Source organism: Planococcus chinensis, assembly GCF_020071995.1.
Lineage (GTDB): Bacteria > Bacillota > Bacilli > Bacillales_A > Planococcaceae > Planococcus > Planococcus chinensis_A.
Genome location: NZ_JABWTK010000005.1, coordinates 149,674 through 164,632 on the forward strand (window position 1 = coordinate 149,674; position 14,959 = coordinate 164,632).

A 14,959-nucleotide genomic window follows, 5' to 3' on the forward strand; every position below is an offset into this window, starting at 1 on the left:
TACTATGTCTGTAGATTAATGCGAGTGAACACCGGTTTACCCGACACAAAGAGAGAAAAAATGGATGTCTAAAGGGTTAAATGCGAAGGGGGCACGTTCATGGGAGAAGCATGCAAAGTTCTGATTGTCGATGATGAAATGCTGATCCGGCAGGGAATCATCAATTACATCGAGTGGGAACAAGAAGGATTTCAAATTGTCGGAGAAGCTTCAAACGGAAAAGAAGCGATGCAGATGATCGCGGAATTTTCTCCGCATATTGTCATTACGGATATCGTCATGCCGATTATGGACGGCATCGATTTGGTGAGAGAAGCGAAATTGGCATTTCCGGATATCGAAATCATTGTGCTGAGCAGTTTTGAAAACTTCGATTATGTGCGTTCGACGTTCCAAAACGGAGTTGCTGATTATATATTGAAGCCGAAATTGAATGGCCCTGAATTATTGCGGATCTTAAACAAGGCAGCGAGCCGGATTCCGGATCTGCACCACGCCGCATCATTGATAGAACCGAAACGCTCAACTGAGGAAGTGTTGGAGCAGCTGATTCTCGGATATGGCCCGTCCGCAGATCTGGATAGCTTGTCTGCAGCCTTCACGGGAAGCCGGTTTATGTTGGCGAGCGTACACAGGGGAAATCTTGACCGCGCTCAACTGAAAGTGGCTTTCGAGCGCGCCGTGCCTGAAAAAGCGTCCATTTTCGTGCTGGATTCGGGCGAATCCGGTGTGCTGCTTTTGTTTAATTTCAATCCCGATCAGCTGGAACGGATCAAACAAGCCGTCGAAACCCTGGCAAGCGAAAACCGGGATGCCGTGTGGATGCTGGGCAAGCCGTTCGATGGCATCGGCGATTTGAAAAGAGTGCATGATGAAAACCTATTGATAATGAAAAAGTATTTGTTTTACTTGCCGGAGCAGAACTTCTTTACGTTTGATGGGCTGCCGGAAGAAAAGGCAAAACAAGCCACTTTTGATTTGAACCACTTTATCGAAATGTTCAAAGACCGCTTGTTCAATGCGGCGTTTACCTATCTGGAAAACCATGTCGATTACTTGGCAGGGCGTTACAGCAACGACAGTTTTGAATTCAAGTCGTTTTTAGGCAATGTCGTTTTCAATACCATTGTGCTGCTGGATACGATGAAATACGATATCCAGGAACTCGAGCAAAAAAAATACAGCTACTTCACGAACATCAACGAAGCCGCTCATGTAAACGAAGCACTGGATGAGCTCAATGGCTTTCTTGGGGAAGTGCGTGAAATCCTGCTTTCAGAAGACAAGGGAAGCGAACAGGCCAAAAACCTGAATCTCATTCTCGCCTATATCGAACAGCATTTCACAGAACCGCTGCGGCTGTCGGAAATTGCCGGCCATTTTCACTTTAATGCCTCGTACTTGTCGTCTTATTTCAGCACGCACCATAAGGAAGGGTTCAGCGAATACTTGAACCGCGTCCGGATCAAGAAATCGATGGAGCTTTTAGAAAACAGCACCGTCTCGATTTCAAACATCAGCGGCATGGTCGGGTATTCGGAACACAGTTATTATTGCAAGGTGTTTAAACGCATTACCGGGATGTCTCCAGGCAGTTACCGAAAGGAGATCCAAGCCCAGCATGAAAATGAAGAAAAAGGCGTTTCTCATCTTAAGAAATAACAGCCTGTTCATTAAGATGTTCCTGATCATGGTGACCAGCATCGTGGCGGTCTCGCTATTGATCACTTTCAGTTCCATCCGCATGTCCTCCAATTTGTTTATGGACACGTTCAGCATTTCCAATACGAAAGCGCTGGAGCAGATTGAAATAAGGTTTGAAGATTACAGCTTCGCCATCGTCAATGCGATGAACGAAGTGCAAAACAACGGCACCATTAAAAGGGTACTGACCCAGCAAAACGAAAGCGCAGTTGAAACGTCCAGATCCTACCACGACATCAGCCGGCAGATCGAACGCATTTACCCGACGGTGGAAGCATATGACGCCAATATGATTGTGCTGGGGCGAAATGAGCGCTTGTACAATATGAATTATTCGAATTGGCCGGTTTCCTGGGAAGTGCTGCGAAACCATCCGATTACCGAATCCACAATCGAACAGCCAAACCGGTTGCTTTATCAATTTATGCCGTCCACTTCTTTCAATGACAAACCGATGCTTGTGGCGACAAAAGCGCTGATGGAACGGTCGACCGGCGAAATTTACGGCGTGCTGTATTTCCCGATCCGCGAAGAGGATTGGAAAGAGCTTTACGAGGGGTATACGAGCACGGAAAACAAAGTGCTGCTTGTCGACAGAACCGGCAAAATCGTTTCCAGCAACCAGGAAGAAATGATCGGGCAGGAAACACCGGAACTTTTGTCAATGGCAAAAGAAGTTGAAAACGAAGAAGTGGAATTCAAAGATGTTCAGGTGTTCGATACCGATTACTTGCTGATGTCGCAGTACTTGCCGACCTTCGATTTGTATTTGGTGAATCTGGTGGACAAAGACGCAGTGCTGGAAAATTTGATCAACACCAAAGAAATCCTGCTGATCAGCCTGGGCATCGTCTTGCTCGCTGTCATCGTCGTGTTCATCATCTCGCGGCGGATGACCAATTCAATCAGCCGGCTGGTCAAACAAATCTCGACAATCGCCAAATACGATTTCAACAAGCCGGTTGCTGAAACCGGCGGCTACGAGGCAAAGAAAATTGCCAACGCGTTCAACTACATGCTCAACGAGTTGCAGGAATATGTAGACTTGGTCGTCCAAGCTGAACAAAAGCAGCGCAGCGCGGAATTGATGGCGCTGCAGCATCAGATCAACCCGCATTTTCTGTATAACACGCTGGCTTCCATCAAATTCATGGTCCAGCAAGGCAAGCAGGAAAAAGCGACCGATATGATCCATGCACTGATTTCGTTATTGCAAAATGCACTCAGCAATGTGGACCAAACCATCACCGTGGAACAGGAAATAACGGATCTGAAAAACTACGTCTTGATCAACCAGGCACGCTACGGCAATGGCATCAAAGTGAATTTCTTCATTTCGCCGGACTGCCTGGATTGCCAGCTGCCGAAATTGATTTTGCAGCCGTTCATCGAAAATGCCTTTTTCCATGCATTCAACGAGAAAAAAGAAGGCTTCGTCCAAATTCTGGTGTCGCAGAAACACGGCAGCCTGGTCTGTGAAATCGTGGATAACGGCGACGGCATGGAGATAAAAGGCGACCACACAAAAGAAGACATCAAAGAGAAACGCCATCTTTTCAGCGGCATCGGCATTCGCAATGTCCATGAACGCATCCAGATGATTTACGGGGAAGAATACGGCGTAGAAATTACAAGCGTCAAAGGCGAAGGGACAAAAGTGAAAGTGGAATTGCCTGTTCAAAAGTTGGATCCGGCTCCAAAATCCAACGAAATTACAAGAATCCAAGAATAGTCATACCAACTATCTCGCAAGTTTGAAATATCTAAAAATTTTCAAAGGAACACCTAAAGATTGTGCTAACAATCTTTTTTTTTATGCCGCTATACTGTATGAAAGGTGCAAAATAAAGCGCTTACAAAAAGGGGGATTTTTGATGAAGAAATTTTATCTTATGCTCGTGCTGCTGGTTGGATTGGCTGTATTGGCAGCTTGTTCTTCGGGGGATGAAGAAGCAAGCGGCGGAAGCAGTGCAGAAGGTGCAGGAAGCGCAGATACCATTACAGCTTGGGCTTGGGATCCGGCATTCAATATTGCAGCGCTTGAAAAAGCAAAAGAAGCATATAACGGTGACGGCGATTTCGAAGTGAAAATCATTGAAAATGCACAAGACGACATCATCCAAAAACTTAACACAGGGCTTAGCTCAGGTACGACGAAAGGGATGCCAAACATTGTCCTGATCGAAGATTACCGTGCACAAAGTTTCCTGCAGGCTTATCCGGATGCATTCCATCCGTTGACAGACGTTATTAACCCGGAAGATTTTGCAGATTACAAAATTGCGACGACAAGCCATAACGGCGAACAATACGGATTGCCATTCGATTCAGGTGTAGCCGGATTGTACGTTCGTACTGACTACTTGGAGCAAGCAGGCTATACAGCAGAAGATCTGACAAATATCACGTGGGACGAATACATTGAAATCGGCAAGAAAGTAAAAGAAGCAACAGGCAAAAACATGCTGACATTGGATCCGAACGATTTAGGCCAAATCCGCATGATGATTCAGACGAACGGTTCTTGGTACGTGAAAGAAGATGGTTCAACACCGAACCTTGCAGGAAACGAAACACTTGCGAAAGCATTCGAAACATACAAAAAGATGATGGACGCAGACATTGGGAAAATCGTTTCTGACTGGAGCCAGTTTGTCGGCGCATTCAACAGCGGCGATGTTGCCAGCGTACCAACAGGAAACTGGATCACGCCAAGCATCAAGCAAGAAGCAGAACAATCAGGGAAATGGGCAGTTGTGCCAATGCCGCGTTTGGATATGGAAGGCGCAGTCAACGCATCTAACTTGGGCGGAAGCTCGTGGTACATCTTAAACGTAGACGGCAAAGAAGAAGCGGCAGATTTCATGCTGAACACATTCGGCTCAAATGCTGACTTGTACCAGACACTTGTAAAAGACATCGGCGCTCTTGGAACTTACTCAGCAGCAGCTGAAGGCGACGCTTATGCAGTGGAAGACGAATTCTTCGGCGGACAGCAAATCATCACCGACTTCTCGAAATGGACAGATGAAATTCCTGGCGTCAACTATGGCCTTCACACGTATGCCATCGAAGACATTTTGGTTACAGGGATGCAAGACTACCTAAAAGGCACAGAGCTTACAAAAGTGCTTGAAAATGTTCAAGGGCAAGCGGAAGCACAACTTAAATAATTATACGGGAAAACAATAAAGCCTTGAGTTGCCGCTAATGGACTGGTCGAAGTGCTTTATCACTCGCCAGCCAGGCGCAGCTCAAGTTTTTTTAAAATGATGAGAAGCATAGAAATCAGAATTGCGTAATCGGTGTCCAGACTCCAGCGCCCAGCCCCTCGGGGTCTTAAATCACTTCCCTTCGGGAATCAGAATTTCCTGCGCGAAGTGCATTAAGCCTGTCGGAGCTCCATGGGCGCTTGCGCTTTTCTTATAGGAGGAATGAGAAACATGAACCAGCAAGCTACAAAAAAAGACGAACTGGATCTTCCGCTGCGCTATAAAGAAACAAAACGCGAAAAAACCGGTGTATTTTTCAGGAAAAAAGTCGGTTGGTTGTTTGTCATTGTCTCAGTCATTGCCATCACGATTTTCAACTTTTACCCTATGGTCCAAGCTTTTCTTTTATCGTTCCAATCCGGGATGGGCAGCAACCTCGAGTATGTAGGATTGGCCAACTGGCAGCGATTGTTCGGCGATCCGACGTTTATCGCAGCGCTAACCAATACATCAATTTATCTGCTGATTCAAGTTCCATTGATGATTGTATTGGCGTTATTCTTCTCGGTTCTGTTAAATGATCCCAATTTGAAATTCAAAGGCTTTTTCAGAATCGCGATTTTCTTGCCGTGTGTCACTTCACTGGTTGCCTATTCGGTCATCTTTAAATACCTGTTTGGTGTGGATGGCATCATCAACGTGTTTTTACTCAATTTCGGCTTTATTTCCGAAACGATCAACTTCCTGGCCGATCCGTTTTGGGCGAAAGTGGTCATCATTCTCGCCATCACGTGGAGATGGACAGGCTACAACATGATTTTCTATTTGGCGGCTTTGCAGAACGTTGATAAATCGATCTACGAAGCAGCAAAAATTGATGGAGCAAACTCCATCCAGCAGTTTTTCCAGATTACCGTGCCAATGTTGAAACCAATCATTTTGTTCACTTCGATCACGTCGACAATCGGTACGTTGCAGATCTTCGATGAAATCGTCAACATCACGAACGGCGGACCTGGTAATGCGACGATTTCAATCTCGCAATACATCTACAACCTTTCGTTCGAATACACGCCTGACTTCGGGTATGCATCGACCGTTTCTTACGTCATTGTGATTCTAGTGGTAATTCTTTCGATTATTCAATTCAGAGTGGCGGGTGAGAAGAAATGAAGAACATCAAAAGAGTTTTTATCTACGTGTTTCTAAGCCTTGCAGCCATTGTGTCCATTTTCCCGTTTTTATGGATGCTCGTCAGCATCACCAATAAATCATCGGATGTGACAAAAGGCCGTTTGCTTCCAGGCACCCATTTGATCAAAAACATGACTACACTGTTTGAATCGGTGGACATGGTTCCGGCCTTGGTCAACTCGACAATTATCGCGGTCATCACGACCGTATTGACGCTATTGCTGGCATCGCTTGCCGGCTATGGTTTTGAAATCCACCGCAGCAGAGGGAAAGACATCATCTTTAACATCCTGTTGTTGTCGATGATGATTCCGTTTGCGGCGATCATGGTTCCCTTGTACCGCATGTTCGGCAGCATCAGCGACACGGCGCCGCTTTTCGGAATCGACTCACTCGGCGCGGTCATTTTGCCGACAGCGACTACGGCGTTCTTCATCTTTTTCTTCCGCCAAAACACGAAAATGTTTCCGAAAGATTTGGTGGAAGCGGGAAGAATTGATGGCTTGAGCGAAATCGGCGTCTTCTTCCGGATTTACATGCCGACGATGAAAACGACGTATGCCGCAGCAGCGATCATCACGTTCATGAACAGCTGGAACAACTACTTATGGCCTTTGGTCATCTTGCAATCACCGGAAAAACGGACCATTCCATTGCTGATTTCCAATTTGGGTTCGAGCTACTCGCCTGACTACGGCGTCATCATGTCGGCGATTGTCATCGCGACATTGCCGACAGCGCTTGTATTCTTCCTGATGCAGAAACACTTTGTAGCCGGCATGATGGGATCGGTTAAGGGTTAAATGAAATAGCTGCACTTGCCTCAGGCGGGCGCAGCTATTTTGATACATATTGAATAACACGAAAAACACAGTGATTTTAGTAAGCGAATAAATTAAGGAAACCAGGAAGTCCGCTTGATCTGTTTTATTACGAGGAGGTATAGTATGCCGATTTTATACAATGGCTCCACACGGGAGTTTCACCTGCAAACCGAGAAAACGAGCTATATTTTTAGCGTGATGGAAAACGGCCAGTTGGGCCAGCTTTACTACGGAAAGAAATTGCGCCACCGGGAATCGTTCGAGCGTTTGTTCCATGTGGAAGCGACGCCGAATACTGCCTGCACGACAGAAGGAGATTTGGTTTTTTCGCTGGATCTCGTCAAACAGGAGTATCCGGCATACGGAACGACAGATTTCCGGGAGCCCGCTTATCAAGTACTGCAAGAAGGCGGCAGCCGCATCACCGATTTTGTCTACCAGGACCACCGGATTTTCGGAGGCAAAGAAAAGCTGGAAGGCTTGCCGGCCACTTATGCGGAAAACGACGGGGAAGCGACGACCTTGGAAATTACGTTATACGATCAAGAAATCGACGTAGAAGTCCGGCTGTCGTACACCGTTTTTGAAGAACTGGATGCCATTTCCCGCTCGGCCCGTTTTATCAATTACGGCGAGGCGGATGTCAACTTGACGCGGGCGCTGAGCGTCAGCATCGATTTGCCGGATGCCAATTTTGAGATGGTGCAGCTGTCGGGGGCATGGGCACGGGAGCGGCATATCAAAAACCGCCGGCTGGTGCCGGGGCTTCAAAGCATCGCGAGCACACGGGGGACGAGCAGTGCCCAGCAAAATCCGTTTCTGGCATTAAAGCGGCCGGAAACGACGGAGCACCAAGGCGAAGTCTACGGCGCAAGCCTAGTCTACAGCGGCAATTTCCTGGCGCAGGTCGAAGTGGACCACTACGACACGGCGCGTTTGATGATCGGCATCAATCCGTTCGATTTCAATTGGCTCCTGAAAAACGGGGAGTCGTTCCAGACGCCGGAAGCGGTGCTCGTGTATTCGGACGCGGGCTTGAACGGCATGAGCCAGACTTACCACCGGCTGTACCGCACTCGTTTGGCACGCGGGAAATGGCGCGACCGGGAACGTCCGGTGCTGATCAACAACTGGGAAGCGACGTATTTCGATTTTAATGAACAGAAAATATTTGAACTCGCGCAGTCTTCGAAAGAGCTCGGTGTGGAATTGTTCGTCCTGGACGACGGCTGGTTCGGCAAACGCGATGCCGACACGAGTTCGCTCGGCGACTGGTTCGAAGACAAGCGCAAATTGCCGAACGGCATCACGCAATTGGCAAAAGCCATCACAGGCCTCGGGATGGAATTCGGCTTGTGGTTTGAGCCGGAAATGGTGTCAAAAGCGAGCGACTTGTACAACGCGCATCCGGACTGGGTAATCCACGTGCCGAACCGCCGGATGTCGCATGGCAGAAACCAGCTGGTGTTGGATTTCTCCCGCCAGGAAGTTGTCGACTACATCTATGGTTTGATGGCGAAGGTCCTGCGGGATGCACCGATTTCCTACGTGAAATGGGACATGAACCGCTACATGACGGAAGTCGGGTCGCTTGGACATCCGGCAGACCGGCAGCGGGAAGTGGCGCACCGCTACATCCTGGGTGTGTACTCGCTGTACGAGCGGTTGACTTCGGAATTTCCGCATGTCTTGTTCGAATCCTGTGCAGGAGGCGGCAGCCGCTTTGATCCGGGCTTGCTGCATTATGCACCGCAAGGATGGACGAGCGACGATACCGATGCCGTGGAACGGTTGAAGATCCAATATGGCACGTCGCTCGTGTACCCCGTTTCGTCGATGGGGGCGCATGTCTCTGCCGTGCCGAACCACCAAGTGGGCCGTGTGACAAGTTTGGAAACGCGCGCAAACGTTGCGTATTTTGGCGCTTTCGGCTACGAACTGGATGTAACGATGATGACAGATGAGGAAAAAGAACAAGTGAAAGAGCAGATCAGGTTCTACAAAGAAAACCGGTCGCTGATCCAGCAAGGGCAGTTTTACCGGATTGAAAACCCGTTTGCAGAAGACGGCAACCGCACAAGCTGGCTGGTGGTGTCAGATGACCAAAGCGAAGCACTGCTTGGCTATTACCAGGTCCTGTCGACCCCGAACCCGGGGCTTTCCCGCGTGTTCTTTAAAGGGCTGAACCCTGAGTTCGAGTATACGATCGAAGGGCTCGATGCGACATTTTACGGGGACGAATTGATGGGAGCCGGCTTGCAGCTGAACCGCTACCGCCTGAATGAACATCCGGCTGATTTTTCTTCAGTCGTCTACAAAGTTAAGCGAGTATAACCGGAACCGGGTTTGCGCAAGATCCATGACGGCAAACCTGCATTCCGGCATACATAGGAGGCGTCAATGTGCTGACTGTTAAAAACGAATCGTTTTATTTCGAAGAAGAGCCTTTCCAGATCTTATCGGGGGGCATCCATTACTTCCGGACAGTGCCGGAGCAGTGGGAAGACCGCTTGCAGAAGTTGAAGGCGCTCGGGCTGAATACCGTTGAAACGTATATTCCGTGGAACTTCCACGAACCGAAAAAAGGCGAATTCCAGTTTTCCGGAATGGCGGACATCGAACGGTTTATCGAGCTTGCCCAACGAGTAGGGCTTTACGTGATCCTGCGTCCGGCACCGTATATTTGCGCAGAGTGGGAAATGGGGGGCTTGCCGTCCTGGCTCCTGAAAGACAAAGGGCTCGTCATGCGAAGCAGCGACCCGTCTTTCCTGAAGCACGTGGAAGATTATTTCGCCGTCCTGTTGCCGAAATTCAAGCGGCACCTGTACCAAACCGGCGGTCCGGTCATTGCCATGCAGATTGAAAATGAATACGGCGCCTACGGCAATGATTTGGCTTACTTGGATTTCTACAAAGACCAGTACGAAAAACACGGGCTCGATACATTCCTGTTCACGTCAGACGGCCCGGATTTCATCACGCAAGGGTCGCTTCCGGATGTCACGACCACACTGAACTTCGGTTCCCGGGTGGATGAATCGTTCGACGCGCTCGAAGCCTTCAAACCGGGTTCGCCGAAGATGGTGGCCGAGTTCTGGATCGGCTGGTTTGATTATTGGTCAGGCGAGCACACGGTGCGAAGCGGCGACGATGTCGCGGCCGTCTTTAAGGAAATCATGGACAAGAACATTTCGGTCAATTTCTATATGTTCCACGGCGGCACGAACTTTGGCTTCATGAACGGCGCGAACCATTACGACATCTACTACCCGACCATCACGAGCTACGATTACGACAGCTTGCTGACCGAAGGCGGCGCGATTACCGAAAAATACACAGCCGTCAAAAGGGTGCTGAGCACATATACCGAAGTGCCGGCGGATTTTGAAGAGACACCGACGACAACGGAATACGGAACTGTGAACGTAACGGAAAGCGTCAGTTTGTTTGACGTCTTGGAAAGTATCAGCGAAAAAGTCGAGCACATTGTGCCGCTCCCGATGGAAGACATTGGCCAGGCTTACGGCTATACGCTGTACCGCACGACCGTCAACCGCCAAGGCGAGCTGAAAATGAATTCAGGCAATATCCGCGACCGTGGTTTCATTTACATCAACGGCCGCTACGCCGCAACGACGTACATCAATGACGAAGACAAAGCGCTTGTCCTGGATTTCCCGGAACGAGTCAACACGCTGGAGATCCTGGTGGAGAATATGGGGCGCGCCAATTACGGTGAGCATTTGACCGACCAAAAAGGTCTGCTCAAAAACCTGTGGCTCGGCGAACAGTATTTCTTTAACTGGGAAATGTTCAAGATTGAAATGGACCGCTTGCCGCTTGATTACCAGATCGGCAATGAAGAGCGATTCCCGAAATTTTTCCGCGGCACGTTCGATGCAGCGAAAGGGCTCGATGCGTATGTCGACACGCAAGGCTTCACGAAAGGCAATGTCTTCATCAACGGCTTCAACCTCGGCCGCTACTGGAACACAGCCGGGCCGCAGCAGCGCCTGTATGTGCCAGGACCACTGCTGAAAAAAGAAAACAACGAAGTGGTCGTGCTGGAACTTGAAAACACCACGACCGACCAAATCCAATTGCTGGACCAGCCAAAGCTCGGATGACCGGGCATGAGATAGAAGGGATGGAATCACATGATTAACGAGAAATTGCCGAAAATTTGGCACGGCGGGGACTACAACCCGGAACAATGGGATTCGCAGGAAATTTGGGACGAAGACGTGCGCATGTTCAAACTGGCGGGAATTGACGTAGCGACTTTGAACGTTTTTTCGTGGGCGCTGAACCAGCCGGATGAAGAGACCTATAATTTTGACTGGCTTGATGAGAAAATCAACCGCCTTTACGAAAACGGCATTTACACGTGCCTCGCGACAAGCACGGCAGCGCATCCGGCATGGATGGCGAAAAAATACCCGGATGTCCTCCGCGTTGATTTCTACGGCAGAAAACGGAAATTTGGCAGCCGCCACAATTCCTGCCCGAACAGCCCGACGTACCGCGAATACTCCGAGAAAATCGCCGAGAAACTGGCGGAGCGCTACAAAGACCATCCGGCAGTCCTGATCTGGCACGTGGCCAACGAGTACGGTGGCTACTGCTATTGCGACAATTGCCAAACCGCTTTCCAAAACTGGCTGAGCGACAAATACGGCACGCTGGAAAAGCTGAACAAAGCATGGAACACCGGATTCTGGGGCCACACGTTCTACGAATGGGACGAAATCGTGCCGCCGAACATGCTGAGCGAAGAACGCGAAAACAATGAGTCTGATTTCCAGGGCATTTCGCTCGATTACCGCCGCTTCCAGTCGGACAGCCTGTTGGACTGCTACAAACTGGAGTACAACGCCATCCGGAAACACACGCCGAATACGCCGATCACCACCAACTTGATGGGCACATACCCGATGCTCGATTACTTCAAATGGGCAAAAGAAATGGACGTCGTGTCGTGGGACAACTACCCGGCCATCGATACGCCGTTCAGCTACACGGCGATGACGCACGATTTGATGCGCGGATTGAAGAGCGGGCAGCCATTCATGCTGATGGAGCAGACGCCGAGCCAGCAAAACTGGCAGCCGTACAACTCCTTGAAGCGTCCCGGCGTCATGCGCTTATGGAGCTATCAGGCAATCGGCCGCGGGGCAGACACCATCCTGTATTTCCAATTGCGGCGTTCTGTCGGCGCCTGCGAGAAGTACCACGGTGCGGTCATTGAACACGTCGGCCATGAAAACACGCGGGTATTCAATGAAGTGGCGCAAATCGGGAAAGAGTTCAACCAGTTAGGGGATACGCTGCTTGATGCACGCGTCAACGCCAAAGTCGCCATCGTCTTTGACTGGGAAAACCGATGGGCAGTGGAGCTGTCTAGCGGACCGTCCGTATCGCTCGACTATGTCAACGAAGTCCATAAATACTACGACGCGCTTTATAAATTGAACGTCCAAGTCGACATGATCGGCGTCGAAGAAGACTTGAGCCAATACGATGTCGTCATTGCACCGGTTCTGTACATGGTGAAAGAAGGCTACACAGCGAAAGTTGAAAGCTTCGTCGAAAACGGCGGTACGTTCCTGACTACGTTCTTCAGCGGCATCGTCAATGAAACCGACATCGTGACGCTCGGCGGATACCCGGGCGAATTGCGCAACGTCCTCGGCATTTGGGCAGAGGAAATCGATGCGCTTCATCCGGACGAAACGAATCAAATCGTTTTGAAAGATACCCGCGGCCAGATGAACGGCAGCTATTCATGCAACCTCTTGTTTGACCTGATTCACACAGAAGGCGCTGAAGCCGTTGCTGAATACGGCTCCGACTTCTACAAAGGGATGCCGGTCCTGACCGTCAACCAGTTTGGAAAAGGGAAAGCTTGGTACGTGGCGTCAAGCCCGGATGCCGACTTCCTGGTCGACTTCCTGCAGACCGTGTGCGAAGAAGCCGGCGTCGAACCGCTGCTTGCCGTACCGGAAGGCGTGGAAACAACGGAACGTGTGAAAGACGGGCAGACCTACCTGTTCGTGCTGAACCACAACAACGAAGAAGCAGCGATCGAGCTAGGGGATAGCGCGTACAAGGAATTGCTGTCCAATGAGCAAGTGAGCGGAACGGTTGGGTTGGAACCAAAAGGCGTCTTGATTTTAGCGAAGGCGTAAACTGTTAATAAGCAGAACAAATTTAAAGGCAGTCCTGAAAAGTCGGTGTTAGCGGCTTTTGGGACTGCCTTTTTCTATTTTTTGTATTTGGGATGACCGCTCGGACGCTTGGGGCATAGCTTTCGCAAGAAGCCAGGGAAAGCAGCTGTCTTCTCCGGATCCTTCGTTTCAGCCGGACGCGTTCCGCGGGCTCGCGCCGAAATCCACTCGGAACTAACGTCCCGAGTGGATTTCGGCCCTTCGCTGTCCCGCAGGAGTCGCCGGCTTTCACTCCGGATCCTCAGCGTGGAGGCTACCCAGAGGTGTCACTTTTCCTCTTGAGTTGTCTGTTTAAGCTTCAATCTGATTAACATTCACTATCGAATCAAGGATAGACACCCCAACCGGACCGGCCACGGAAAGCGAAGTGGCCGGTCCGGTTGGTTTATGCATCGCTGCATCATATCTAAAATTTGTCTACAATCTATCGTAGCTTGTTTTTTTATTAACAGTTCACTGTTGATATGGAGCAAACCAGCGGAGACGCCTGCGGGAAAGCGAGACGACCGAGACACCGCAGGGAGCGTAGCGAACGAGGAGGCTTGGGCGCGAGCCCGCGGCAAGCGCAGCTCGTTTGCGGAATATCGGTTAAAAGTCATAGCTTTTTCAACGCGTTGAAAAGGCTGCCCCTTTGTCATTTAAAATGACTTTAGAGCAACCTCTTCAATATAGAAGGAACTTTATATTCAACAAGCTTATTTAATGCGCAACTCCGTATCAATATCGAAGAAATGGGCTTTGTTCATATCAAATGCCATGTCGATCGTTTGGCCGGCTTGCACATTGAAGCGGGCGTCCACACGGGCGATGAAGTCCTGATCGTTCACTTTTGAATACAGGACGATTTCCGATCCCATCAATTCCGACACTTCGACAAACGCAACGATCTTCGTCTGCGGCGAATGCTGCAGGAACAACGGCTCATCGTGGATATCTTCCGGGCGGATGCCGAGGATGATTTCTTTGTCGGCGTACCCTTGGTCGCGCAAAGTCTTCAGTTTTCCTTCAGGCACAAGCACTTTGATGCCTTCCATCAGGAACGAATCGCCGACGATTTTTCCGCGCAGGAAGTTCATGGACGGCGAACCGATAAAGCCGCCGACAAACATATTGTCCGGCAAGTCGTAAACTTCTTTCGGCGATCCGACTTGCTGGATAAAGCCGTCTTTCATAACCACAAGGCGTGTCGCCATCGTCATCGCTTCAGTCTGATCGTGGGTCACATAAACGGTCGTCGTCTGCAGGCGGCGGTGCAGCTTCTGGATCTCGGCACGCATCTGCACACGCAGTTTGGCATCCAAGTTGGAGAGCGGCTCATCCATCAGGAACACTTCCGCGTCTCGGACGATGGCACGGCCTAAAGCAACACGCTGGCGCTGTCCACCCGACAAGGCTTTCGGCTTGCGGTCCAAATAGTCATCAAGGCCGAGAATGCTCGACGCATTCGCCACCCGTGATTTGATATCGTCTTTTTTCATTTTGCGCAGCTTCAAGCTGAACGCCATATTGTCGTAAACGCTCATATGCGGGTAAAGGGCATAGTTTTGGAAGACCATCGCAATGTCGCGGTCTTTCGGCGAGACGTCGTTGACGCGTCTGTCGCCGATGTACAAGTCGCCTTGTGTGATGTCTTCAAGGCCGGCAATCATCCGGAGTGTCGTTGATTTTCCGCAGCCTGAAGGGCCGACGAGAACGAGGAACTCTTTGTCGCGAATTTCCAGGTTGAAGTCCTGTACGGATACAACCCCTTTTTCGTATTCTTTTCTGATGTTCACTAAATTCAAGCCTGCCATTTGAG

9 protein-coding genes are annotated in these 14,959 nt (G+C 49.8%); 8 read left to right on the forward strand and 1 reads right to left on the reverse strand.

Annotated features, from left to right (window positions below):
- Positions 1-99 precede the first annotated feature (99 nt).
- The 8 genes from HU147_RS10020 (at position 100) to HU147_RS10055 (ending at position 13,122) form a co-directional block, all read left to right on the forward strand.
- Complete coding sequence (locus HU147_RS10020; protein ID WP_224076094.1) at positions 100-1,662, forward strand: response regulator transcription factor; 1,563 nt, start codon at positions 100-102, stop codon at positions 1,660-1,662.
- Positions 1,622-3,436, forward strand: a complete 1,815-nt coding sequence (locus HU147_RS10025) for a cache domain-containing sensor histidine kinase (RefSeq protein WP_224076095.1) — start codon at positions 1,622-1,624, stop codon at positions 3,434-3,436. The genes HU147_RS10020 and HU147_RS10025 overlap by 41 nt, the downstream gene beginning before the upstream one ends.
- Positions 3,437-3,578: 142 nt before the next feature.
- On the forward strand, positions 3,579-4,877 hold the full coding sequence (locus HU147_RS10030) for an ABC transporter substrate-binding protein (protein ID WP_053166112.1): 1,299 nt from the start codon (positions 3,579-3,581) through the stop codon (positions 4,875-4,877).
- A gap of 270 nt (positions 4,878-5,147) precedes the next feature.
- Complete coding sequence (locus HU147_RS10035) at positions 5,148-6,089, forward strand: carbohydrate ABC transporter permease (protein ID WP_224076096.1); 942 nt, start codon at positions 5,148-5,150, stop codon at positions 6,087-6,089.
- Positions 6,086-6,913, forward strand: a complete 828-nt coding sequence (locus HU147_RS10040; protein ID WP_224076097.1) for a carbohydrate ABC transporter permease — start codon at positions 6,086-6,088, stop codon at positions 6,911-6,913. Before HU147_RS10035 ends, HU147_RS10040 begins: the two co-directional genes overlap by 4 nt.
- A gap of 144 nt (positions 6,914-7,057) precedes the next feature.
- A complete protein-coding gene (locus HU147_RS10045) occupies positions 7,058-9,268 on the forward strand; it encodes an alpha-galactosidase (RefSeq protein ID WP_224076098.1) in 2,211 nt (736 codons plus the stop codon).
- A 68-nt stretch (positions 9,269-9,336) separates the two neighbouring features.
- Positions 9,337-11,061, forward strand: coding sequence for a glycoside hydrolase family 35 protein (locus HU147_RS10050; RefSeq protein WP_224076099.1), 1,725 nt, complete (start codon positions 9,337-9,339; stop codon positions 11,059-11,061).
- 30 nt (positions 11,062-11,091) lie between these two features.
- Positions 11,092-13,122 carry a beta-galactosidase gene (locus tag HU147_RS10055; RefSeq protein WP_224076100.1) on the forward strand — a complete coding sequence of 677 codons (2,031 nt, stop codon included), beginning with the start codon at positions 11,092-11,094 and terminating at the stop codon, positions 13,120-13,122.
- A gap of 734 nt (positions 13,123-13,856) precedes the next feature.
- Here the strand turns inward: HU147_RS10055 and HU147_RS10060 are convergent.
- Positions 13,857-14,954 (reverse strand): ABC transporter ATP-binding protein, encoded by a 1,098-nt coding sequence (locus tag HU147_RS10060; RefSeq protein WP_176294575.1) that lies wholly within the window; start codon positions 14,952-14,954, stop codon positions 13,857-13,859.
- Positions 14,955-14,959 lie beyond the last annotated feature (5 nt).

Coding starts and splice junctions, on each gene's coding strand:
- HU147_RS10040 (WP_224076097.1), top strand. CDS start 6,086: ATGAAGAACATCAAAAGAGTTTTTATCTACGTGTTTCTAAGCCTTGCA.
- HU147_RS10060 (WP_176294575.1), bottom strand. CDS start 14,954: ATGGCAGGCTTGAATTTAGTGAACATCAGAAAAGAATACGAAAAAGGG.
- HU147_RS10055 (WP_224076100.1), top strand. CDS start 11,092: ATGATTAACGAGAAATTGCCGAAAATTTGGCACGGCGGGGACTACAAC.
- HU147_RS10020 (WP_224076094.1), top strand. CDS start 100: ATGGGAGAAGCATGCAAAGTTCTGATTGTCGATGATGAAATGCTGATC.
- HU147_RS10035 (WP_224076096.1), top strand. CDS start 5,148: ATGAACCAGCAAGCTACAAAAAAAGACGAACTGGATCTTCCGCTGCGC.
- HU147_RS10045 (WP_224076098.1), top strand. CDS start 7,058: ATGCCGATTTTATACAATGGCTCCACACGGGAGTTTCACCTGCAAACC.
- HU147_RS10025 (WP_224076095.1), top strand. CDS start 1,622: ATGAAAATGAAGAAAAAGGCGTTTCTCATCTTAAGAAATAACAGCCTG.
- HU147_RS10030 (WP_053166112.1), top strand. CDS start 3,579: ATGAAGAAATTTTATCTTATGCTCGTGCTGCTGGTTGGATTGGCTGTA.